Below are 9,262 nucleotides of genomic sequence, written 5' to 3'. Positions count from 1 at the left end.
GCGGCCACGTCGGTGGCGACCAGCACGGCGCAGCTCTGGTTGGCGAACTGGATCAGGATCTCGTCGCGTTCGCGCTGTTCCAGGTCGCCATTGAGCGCCTGCGCGCTGATGCCTTCGGCCTGCAAGCGTTCCACCAGATCGTGGCTGCGGATCTTGGTGTTGCAGAAGGCCAGCGTGGAAACCGGCCGGAAATGCGCAAGCAGTTTTGCCACCGCATCCAGGCGTTCGCCTTCGTTGATCTCGTAGAAGATCTGCTCGATGCGGCTGGCGTCGTGCTGAGCCTCGACCTTGACCTCGGCGGGATTGCGCAGGAACCGCGCGCTGAGCTTGCGGATGTTGTCGGGGTAGGTGGCCGAGAACAGCAGCGTCTGGCGCTTGGTGGGACAGTGCGAGGCAATGGCGACGATGTCGTCGTAAAAGCCCATGTCCACCATCCGGTCCGCTTCGTCCAGGACCAGCGTGTTCAGGCCCGACAGGTCCAGGCTGGCGCGCGCCAGATGGTCCTGGATGCGGCCGGGCGTGCCCACGACCAGATGCGTGCCGCGGGCGAGCGATTCGGCCTGTGGACGAGCCGCGGCGCCGCCGCACAGCGTCAGGATCTTGACGTTGGGAATCAGACGCGCCAGCCGGCGCAGCTCTTGCGCGACCTGGTCGGCCAGTTCGCGGGTGGGGCAAACCACCAGTCCTTGCGGGACCAGGCGGTTCACGTCCAGGTTCTGGAGCACGCCCAGTCCGAACGCGGCGGTCTTGCCGCTGCCGGTCTTGGCCTGGGCGATCACGTCGCGCCGTTCAAGAATCAGCGGCAGGGCCTGCGCCTGGATCGGCGTCATCTGCTCGAAACCCAGGGTTTTCAGGTTTTCGAGCAGGGGCGGCAGGAGGGGGAGGGAGGAGAAGGCGGTGTCGGTCACGGAGGGGGCGGATCTGAAAGGCAGTTGGGCTGAGACGAACACTAGTTTAAACCTCTGGCGGATCGGCGCGGCTCGATTAGTGGAGAGGGACGAGGCTCTACGGATCCTGTTCTCGAACTAATCCGTGCGAAGGTATGGCTGATACACAGTGTGTGGACTTCGGAGGTCCTGAAAATGGGGAAAATGTGTGCCCCGATGGATTGAGATCAAATATATTTAATTCCAGAGTCGATTTAACTTCCGCCAGACGGGGAGCGGGGCTGGTTGTAATTAAAATGCAACGCAGTCAGCTACTCGCGGCTCATTGGAATCAAATTCAAATTTTCAAAATTACGGCTATTTTGGTGGGGCGAGGTATAAGATGTCGTTTAACGCTTAGGTGGTGCTAAAAATTGTCTGCTTTTCGATTCATGTGTGAGGTGAATTCGATCATAGTTAAATTCAGCGACGAAAAAAATGGCGCGTAAGACTGCGACCGAAGAGCGCGCAATACCCAAAACTGGGTATTTAAAGACCCTTTATTTTGCTGTTGAATGCTCCCTGAATGGCACGCCAAAGGAAAGGTTGGCTAAACCGGCGCGCAGGTTGATGTGGTAACCGCGTATTCAATATTATTTAACCAAGTTTGCATTAATGCGCTGGAGTTCAGATGCTTCACGGTCGAACCATTTGTGGTGGCCTCGCGGAGTTTTGGTTCGAGATGTCTAAGTTCAAAACTAATAAATTCAGCGCATTAGTTGGAGGTGGGAAATGTCAGGCCTTCAGATAAGTGGCGTCACTCCAAAATGGCAGACATTGGTTTGGATTGGTATGGGTGTTGCGTTAACAACTCTATTGACTTCAATGTTGGTATTCGTTGCTACCACCCAGTGGCGAGTTCTGGACGTCATACAGCAGCAGCACGTGGATCGCGCGTTCATTGCAAGCACATTGAGCAGTGCCAATCTAATAGTCCTGCGGTTCGTCGTCGTGCTTATGGGCGGCGCCATCGCTTTTGCCGGATTGGCCGTATCCTTTTTTTCTCACGAGTACGCCAATGTTTTCGACGCGGGCGCGGCCGCTACTCATGTTCCGAAACTTCGGCTTGTGAGCCATTCACCCGGTTTAATCGCGGTTTTTGTTGGCGCTGCTGTGATCGTCTGCGCGCTGTTCGCAAAAACCACTACTTATTACCAAGGGCCAGTCGCAACACCCATTTCGTCTCAAAATCAGGGGGCTGATAACCAATTTGGAGTTCTGGCGCCATAAGTTGCTGGGGTAAGGCAACAGTATTTTAGGGGTCGAATTATGAAGAGGTGGCATTTATTTTTACAAATAATTTTCCTTTTTTCTCATGCCGAGGCGCGAGCTCTAAGCCTTCCGATTCCGTGCGAAATCGCTGACGACCTTGCTGAAAAATCGTATGGTCGCGTGCAAGTGGCATGGAAAGAAAAACAACTTTCAATAGCGATCGCTATGAGCAGAGGCTTTTGGGACGTGCAGGCTCATGCTGAGACATGTCCGCAAGTCGCCAAGCGCGCTGCTGATTTAAATAAGGCGGGGTTCACTAAAGATGCCATTGATCCCCTTCGAGTAGGTCTGACCCCATATGGCAGCTCGTCAACGCTGGCAACTGGAGGCTCAACGGGAATTCAAGTTCCTGTTACAGATTTTATTCCCGCGGTAGGTGGGACGGGGGGACACGTGACACCAGCCACGAGTCCTAGGTCCCCACAGGGCACGCCTCGCATAGCCACTGGCATATCGGCTGGCGATATGGTTCCAGGTTACGTGCTTCTAAACAATCGCGAGTTTTCCTCAAAGCAGCGGGAGCAGTTCATTGCTGCATGGAATCATTCGGAGAAGGCAACCATCCTTGCTTATATGCAAAAGGGAGGAGATGCCGAAAAATACCCTAAAATTTATTCAACTGAAGAAAAAGACGCCAGTATTGAGCCCAACTGTATTCGCATAAATTCTCGGGATCTTCTCGAGTACTCTGGGCAAGATAATATTAGGATTTATGGTCCAGGTGGGAGGCTGAATAATAGTTCTTTCGGTAGTTTTCAATATGAAAGCCTAGATTTTGGAAGATATTCCCGTTAGGCAATGAATCTGATTTCGGAATCAATTAAATAAGTCGCTTAAATAACTAAATTATTATTACAAAAAGCATTTGGTCCGCCTTGCCCCATATTAAGTCCGCTCAGATCTACTGGGCCGACGCCTCATACGTCCCCGCCAGCGCCCGCGCCGCCTCCTGCATGCGCGGCAGCCACGCCCGGGCGCCGTCGATCGACAACCTCGCCACCGGCGCATGCAGCGCCACGGCCGCAATCGCCCGCGAGCCGTGCAGAATGGGCACCGCCATGCAGACGATACCCAGCAGAAATTCCTCCCGGTCGAAGCTGGCGCCTTCCTTCTTGATGATCCGCAGCTCTTCTTCCAGCGACGCCACATCGCACAGCGTGTTCGGCGTGTAGCGCGGCAGTTGCGCGGCGGCCAGCATGCGCTGGCGGGTTTCGCGGCGCATGTAGGCCAGAAACAGCTTGCCGCTCGCCGAACAATGCAGCGGCACGCGCGAGCCGGATTGCAGGTTCACACGCAGCGGCCAGGCGGTTTCCACGCGGTCCAGGTAGATGACCTCGTCGCCGTCGAGCATGGTGCAGTTGCAGGTCTCGCCGATTTCGTCGACCAGGCTGTCCAGGATGCGATGGCGTTCGCCGCGCAGCGGTGAGTTGAGCAGCGTGTCGCGGGCCAGCGCGCCCAGGCGCGGGCCGCTCACATAACTCTTGCCGGCCGGTTCGCGCAGCAGCATGCCGGCATCGACCAGACGCGACAGGATCCGAAGCACGGAGGGTTTTGGGAGGCCGGTGGATTCAGTCAGTTCGGCCAGCGAGACGGGCTGGGCCGATCGTGCCACCTGTTCCAGCAAGGCCAGCGCGCGCAGGGCGGCGGAGGATTCGTCTTTCATCTTTCAATAATTGAGATTTCAGCGATCGGCTGCCCATCCTCGCACAGAAATTGCAGAAAATGAAACGCTCGGGGGTGGGAAGCCGCGGGTTTCTGGCGCAGTATCGGATCACACCGGCCAATCAGCAATCGGACAAGCGCCGGCACGCCAGGAGAGAGACCATGAGCAGCAAGCAACACATGACCCCCAGCGAAGCGTTTGTCGAGACGCTGGTCGCGCAGGGCGTCAAGGATGTTTTCGGCATCGTCGGTTCGGCCTTCATGGATGCGCTGGACCTGTTTCCCGCGGCCGGCATCCGCTTCGTGCCGACGGTGCACGAACAAGGCGCGGCGCACATGGCCGACGGCTATTCCCGCGTGACCGGCCGGCACGGCGTGTGCATTGCACAAAACGGCCCCGGCATCACCAACTTCGTGACCGGCGTGGCGGCGGCCTACTGGGCGCACAGCCCGGTCGTGGCGATCACGCCCGAGACCGGTACGGCGGGCATGGGGCTGGGCGGCTTCCAGGAGACCGAGCAGCTTCCGATCTTCTCGCGCATCACCAAATACCAGGCGCACGTGAACCGGCCGGACCGCATGGCCGAATTCACCGCCAAGGCATTCGACAATGCGATGGCCGAACGCGGCCCCGCGCAGCTCAATATCCCGCGCGACTATTTCTACGGCGAGATCGACGTGGCCATCCCGGAGCCGCGCCGCATCCGCCGCGGGCCCGGCTCGGAAGAGGATCTGGAAGCCGCGGCGCGCATGCTGGCCGAGGCCAAGTTCCCGGTCATCGTGGCGGGCGGCGGCGTGCTGTTCTCGGAGGGCCAGGCCGAATGCGTGGCGCTGGCCGAGCTGCTGGGCGCGCCGGTGGTCACCAGCTATCTGCATAACGACGCCTTCCCGGCCAGCCACCCGCTGTGGTGCGGCCCGCTGGGCTATCAGGGCGCCAAGGCGGGCATGAAGCTGCTGTCGCAGGCGGACGTGGTGCTGGCGCTGGGCACACGGCTGGGACCCTTCGGCACCTTGCCGCAGCACGGCCTGGAATACTGGCCGCAGAACGCGCGCATCATCCAGGTCGACGCCGATCACCGCATGCTGGGCCTGGTGCGGCCGGTGTCGGTGGGCATCTGCGGCGACGCCAAGCCGGCCGCCGCCGCGTTGACGGCGAAGCTGCAAGGGCGAGATGTCGCCTGCACCCGCACGAAAGAAGGACGCGCCGGCGAAATCGCCGCCCAGAAGGCCGAGTGGGAACAGGAACTGGACAGCTGGTCGCACGAGCGCGACGACTGGAGCCTGGACATCATCGAGCAGGGCGGCGGCCGCATGCATCCGCGCCGCATGCTGCGCGAACTGGAACGCGCGATGCCCAAGCACGTGATGGTGTCGACCGACATCGGCAACATCTGCTCCGTGTCCAACAGCTATCTGCGCTTTGACGAGCCCAACTCCATGCTCGCGGCCATGAGCTTCGGCAATTGCGGCTATGCATTGCCGGCGCTGATCGGCGCCAAGCTCGGCCGGCCCGACCGCCCAGCGGTGGCCTACGCGGGCGACGGCGCGTGGTGCATGAGCTTCCAGGAATTGCTGACCTGCGTGCGCGAACAGATCCCGGTGACCGCGGTGGTGTTCCACAACGGCCAGTGGGGCGCCGAGAAAAAGAACCAGGTGGACTTCTATGGCCGCCGCTTCGTCGGCAGCAACCTGCTCAATCCGAATTTTTCGGAGCTGGCGCGGGCCATGGGCGCCGAAGGCATCCGGGTGGAGCACGCCGACCAGGTTGGCGCCGCGCTGCAGGCCGCGTGCCAGGCGCAGCTGGAAGGCAAGACGACCGTGCTGGAGATGATGGTCAGCCAGGAGCTGGGCGATCCGTTCCGCCGCGATGCGCTCAAGCAGCCGGTGCGCTTCCTGGACAAGTACCGCAAGTACGTGAACCAGCCGTTCCAGGCGGGCGAGGTGCCGCTGTCGATCGAGCCGGCCGGCCGCTGACCGGCCCGTGCGGCGCGGGCCGGGGCGCGCATTGACGCCTCGGTCCGCGCCGGTCATTCACCCGGCCGCCGCACGCGCGGCCGCGGCAGGAGCGAAGACATGGCTTTCGACCGTTTGTTCGAGCCGCTGCGCGTTGCCGCGCTGGCGGCCGGGCGGCTGCGCACCGCGGTGGCGTATCCGCTCTGTCCCGTCAGCGTGCGCGCCGCCGTGCAGGCCAGCGAGGCGGGTTACATCGAGCCGGTGCTGGTCGGGCCGGCGGCGCGCATTGCCGCGCTGATGGCGCAGGAGGGCATGCGTGCCGGTTCCATGGAGATCGTCGACACGCCGGATGACGAATTGCTGGCGGCCCGCGCCGCCGCCGCGCTGGCGCGCGATGGCGCGGTCAGCATGCTGATGAAGGGCAGCCTGCACACCGACCACTTCATGTCCGCGGTGGTGACGCGCGAATCCGGCCTGCGCACCAACCGGCGCATCAGCCACGCTTTCGTGATGGCGGTGGCGGCGTATCCGAAGCTGCTGATCCTGACCGACGCGGCCGTCAACATCGCACCATCGCTGCAGGAAAAGGCGGACATCGCGCAGAACGCCATCGACCTGGCGCGCGCGCTGGGCGTGGAGCGGCCCAAGGTAGCGGTGCTGTGCGCCACCGAATCCGTCAACCCGGCGATGCCGGCCACGCTGGATGCCGCGGCGCTGTCCAAGATGGCGGACCGAGGGCAGATCCGCGGCGGCGACATCGACGGGCCGCTGGCGTTCGACAACGCGATCTCGCGCGAAGCGGCGGACCAGAAGGGCATCGTGTCGCGCGTGGCGGGCGACGCGGACATCCTGCTCGTGCCGGACATCGAGGCCGGCAACATGCTCTACAAGGAGCTCACGTGGCTGGCGGGCGCCGGCGCGGCGGGCCTGGTGCTGGGCACGCGCGTGCCGGTGCTGCTGACGAGCCGGTCCGATTCCATGGAAGCCCGCGTCAACAGTTGCGCCGTCGCGGCGCTGTACGCGCACGCGCTGGGCGGCTGACAGTCGCCAGCCTGGCACCACCAAGTCCAGCGGTTTGGTACTAAGCGTGCATCCAAGGGATGACTACGCTAGTCCGCAAGCCATCCATGAATGGTTCACGCGACAACATCAAAGGGGTAGCACATGCGCAGCGCAAGACTAGGCCTGGCCACGATTCTGTCGGTGTTTGCAATGGCGGGGGGCGCCGCCGCGGCGGATGCGCCCAAGGCCGGCGGCACGCTTGTCATCGGCTCCACGCAGGTGCCACGGCACCTGAACGGCGCGGTCCAATCGGGCACCGCCACCGCATTGCCCAGTGCGCAGCTCTTTGCCAGTCCGCTGCGCTACGACGCCGACTGGAATCCGCAACCTTACCTGGCCGAGTCGTGGGAACTGGCGCCGGACGGCAAGTCGCTGACGCTGCACCTGCGCGGCGACGCGATCTTCCATGACGGCAAGCCCGTGACGTCCGAGGACGTGGCGTTCTCGATCATGGCGGTCAAGCAGAACCATCCGTTCCAGACCATGTTCGCGCCCGTCGAAAGCGTGGAAACGCCCGACGCGCGCACCGCCGTGCTGCGCATGAGCAAGCCGCACCCAGCCATTCTGCTGGCGCTGTCGCCGGCGCTGATGCCCGTGCTGCCCAAGCACATCTACGGCGATGGCCAGGACTTGAAGACCCATCCGCGCAACTCCGCGAATGTGGTGGGGTCCGGGCCGTTCATCTTCAAGGAATTCAAGCCGGGCCAGGAGATCGTGCTGGAACGCTTCGACAAATTCTTCATCAAAGGCAAGCCGCTGCTGGACCGCGTGGTGGTCAAGATCAATCCCGATGCGACGAACCTGCTGATCGGGCTGGAGCGCGGCGACATCGGCGCGCTGCCGTTCATGACCGAGCCGACGATCCTGCGCCGCGCGAAGGACAATCCCGCCATCGTAATGACCAACAAGGGTTATGAAGGCATCGGCGCGCTGAGCTGGCTGGCGTTCAATACGGCGCGCAAGCCGCTGGACGACGTGCGGGTGCGCCAGGCCATCGCGTACGCGACGGACAAGGGCTTCATCACCAAGGCGCTGAACGCGGGCTTTGCCGCGCCGGCGCACGGCCCCATCGTGGGCACCAGTCCCTTCGCCAGCGATGACGTGAAGAAGTACCCGCTGGACCTGAAGCAGGCAGAAAAACTGCTGGACGAGGCCGGCTTCAAGAAGGACGGCAAGGGCGAGCGCATGACGCTGACGGTGGACTACATGCCGGGCAGCGACGTGCAGGGCAAGAACGTGGCGGAATACCTGCGCAGCCAGTTGAAGAAAGTGGGCATCAACGTGCAGGTGCGCGCCTCGCCCGACTTTCCGACCTGGGCCAAGCGCATCGCCGGCAAGGACTTCGACATGACCACCGACATCGTCTTCAATTGGGGCGATCCGGTCATCGGCGTGCATCGCACGTATATGTCGTCCAACATCCGCGACATCATCTGGACCAACACGCAGTCCTACAAGAACCCGAAGGTCGATGCGCTGCTGGAGCAGGCAGGCACCGAGACCGACGCGGACAAGCGCCGCGCGCTGTACGGAGAATTCCAGCGCCTGGTGACCGAGGACGTGCCGATCGACTTCCTGACCGTGATTCCGTATCACACGCTGTCGTCCAAGAAGGTGCAGGGGCTGCCGTCCGGCATTTGGGGACTGCTGTCGCCGCTGGATGAAACGTCCGTGCAGTAGCGGGAGCCGTCATGTTGCGATATCTCTCGCGCCGCCTGCTGAATGCCGCGATCCTGCTGCTGGCCGTGGTGACGCTGAATTTCCTGTTGATCCACATTTCGCCGGGCGATCCCGTGGAGACCATCGCGGGGTCGATGGGCGGGATCAGCGAAGAACTGCGTGCCCAGTTGCGCGTGCAGTACGGGCTGGACAAGCCGTTTCTGACGCAGCTCGGCATCTACCTGGGGCAGGTGGTGCGCGGCGACCTGGGCTACTCGTACTTCTTCAACGTGCCGGTCGCCCAGCTGATCTGGGACCGCGTGCCCGCCACGCTGCTGCTGGTGGTGACGTCGGTGACCGTGGCGTTCCTGATCGGCACGCTGCTGGGCACGCTGGCCGCCAGGAAGCCCAATGGGCTGCTGTCGCAAGGCATCACGCTGCTGTCGGTCGTGGGCTATTCCGCGCCGGTGTTCTGGACCGGCATCATCCTCATCATCCTGTTTGCCTCGGTGCTGCCGATCTTTCCGGTGTCGGACATGCGGTCTGCGGGCGGTCCGCAAGAGGGGTGGGCGGGCGTGGTGGACGTGCTGCATCACCTGGTGCTGCCCGCCTTCACGCTGGCCTTCGTGTACCTGGCGCAGTACAGCCGGCTGGCGCGCGCCAGCGTCATGGACGCCTTGCAGGCCGACTACATCCGCACCGCGCGGGCCAAGGGGCTGCCCGAGAAC

General features: G+C 62.4%; 8 protein-coding genes. 6 read left to right on the top strand and 2 right to left on the bottom strand.

All coding sequences use genetic code 11. The features are described 5' to 3' along the window. Window positions 1-908: DEAD/DEAH box helicase (locus RT697_RS23115; protein ID WP_313702034.1), on the bottom strand; the 908-nt coding region annotated here is incomplete at its 3' end. A gap of 750 nt (window positions 909-1,658) precedes the next feature. Between RT697_RS23115 and RT697_RS23110 the strand changes: the two genes are divergently transcribed. Beyond that, window positions 1,659-2,156, top strand: a complete 498-nt coding sequence (locus RT697_RS23110) for a hypothetical protein (RefSeq protein WP_313702033.1) — start codon at window positions 1,659-1,661, stop codon at window positions 2,154-2,156. Window positions 2,157-2,195: 39 nt separating this feature from the next. Continuing rightward, window positions 2,196-2,993: a hypothetical protein gene (locus RT697_RS23105; protein WP_313702032.1), complete on the top strand. Its 798-nt coding sequence runs from the start codon at window positions 2,196-2,198 to the stop codon at window positions 2,991-2,993. Between the two features lie 106 nt (window positions 2,994-3,099). On the opposite strand, the gene RT697_RS23100 is transcribed toward RT697_RS23105, so the two are convergent. Further along, window positions 3,100-3,861, bottom strand: a complete 762-nt coding sequence (locus tag RT697_RS23100) for an IclR family transcriptional regulator (protein ID WP_313702031.1) — start codon at window positions 3,859-3,861, stop codon at window positions 3,100-3,102. A gap of 161 nt (window positions 3,862-4,022) precedes the next feature. Here RT697_RS23100 and xsc point away from each other — a divergent pair, with 161 nt between their 5' ends. The 4 genes from xsc to RT697_RS23080 form a co-directional block, all read left to right on the top strand. Beyond that, window positions 4,023-5,834, top strand: a complete 1,812-nt coding sequence (gene xsc / locus RT697_RS23095; protein ID WP_313702030.1) for a sulfoacetaldehyde acetyltransferase — start codon at window positions 4,023-4,025, stop codon at window positions 5,832-5,834. Between the two features lie 99 nt (window positions 5,835-5,933). Next, window positions 5,934-6,854, top strand: coding sequence for a bifunctional enoyl-CoA hydratase/phosphate acetyltransferase (locus RT697_RS23090; protein ID WP_313702029.1), 921 nt, complete (start codon window positions 5,934-5,936; stop codon window positions 6,852-6,854). A gap of 123 nt (window positions 6,855-6,977) precedes the next feature. Further along, window positions 6,978-8,555 carry an ABC transporter substrate-binding protein gene (locus tag RT697_RS23085; protein ID WP_313702028.1) on the top strand — a complete coding sequence of 526 codons (1,578 nt, stop codon included), beginning with the start codon at window positions 6,978-6,980 and terminating at the stop codon, window positions 8,553-8,555. 11 nt (window positions 8,556-8,566) lie between these two features. Continuing rightward, a partial coding sequence (locus RT697_RS23080; protein ID WP_313702026.1) for an ABC transporter permease occupies window positions 8,567-9,262 on the top strand: 696 nt, incomplete at its 3' end.

It is taken from the genome of Achromobacter sp., from assembly GCF_032113835.1.
GTDB lineage: Bacteria > Pseudomonadota > Gammaproteobacteria > Burkholderiales > Burkholderiaceae_B > Achromobacter.
The sequence above is the reverse complement of the archived record's forward strand: the minus strand, read 5'-3'. Positions and strand labels throughout refer to the sequence as shown.